This window comes from Bartonella sp. AD328YNZD (assembly GCF_042196425.1).
Genome location: NZ_JBHIQG010000740.1, coordinates 1 through 697 on the forward strand (window position 1 = coordinate 1; position 697 = coordinate 697).

Sequence of the window (697 nt, forward strand, 5' to 3'; positions counted from 1 at the left end):
GCAGAAAAGATGGCAACCGGAAGTGTTCGCTGGACGCTTATAAAGGAGTCTTATGTGAAGGGGGCTCCAGAAGAAACTGCTATACAAGGTGATATAACAATTCCCGATGAAGGGCTATCATTACGGTTAATTTTACGTCGCAATACCGATCGGTCATTTCCTGCTGCGTATATTATGGACCTTATTTTTATTCTTTCTGATAAGTTTTCAGGTAAAGCTATAAGCAATGTTCAAGCATTAACCTTTAAAGCAAGTGAACAATCCATTGGTCAGCCTTTAAAAAGAACCATTGCAGCAAAGATTAACGATGACTTTTTTCTTGTTGCATTGAGTGGTAATCATCCTTTTCTTGATCAAAATTTACAATTGATGCGAGAATTAGATTGGATGCGTTTGGTGTTAACAGATAAAAACGGACGTATAAATGAATTAACCTTTGCAAAAGGACCAAAAGGTGAGTCTATTTTTAATGAAGTTATTGGACAATGGCTTACACAACAAGATAAATTAACAGTCCTTGGTCAAAAAAATAAAACATAGATGCGGGAAAATAAAAGGTTGTGGAAAATTCTCTATATCTGTTTCTATCAATTATACCAAACGCGCTCAGCAAAGCTCCCACATCAATAACTCAAAAAATTAGATAGGCTAATTTACCCGTATAAAGCCAATATATGCCTTTTTTCATTTTTACTTT

The 697-nt window shown here is 35.2% G+C and carries 1 pseudogene; it reads left to right on the top strand.

The features are described from left to right. Window positions 1–540: pseudogene (locus ACFIO3_RS15850) on the top strand (hypothetical protein); the annotation flags it as partial. Between the last annotated feature and the right edge of the window lie 157 nt (window positions 541–697).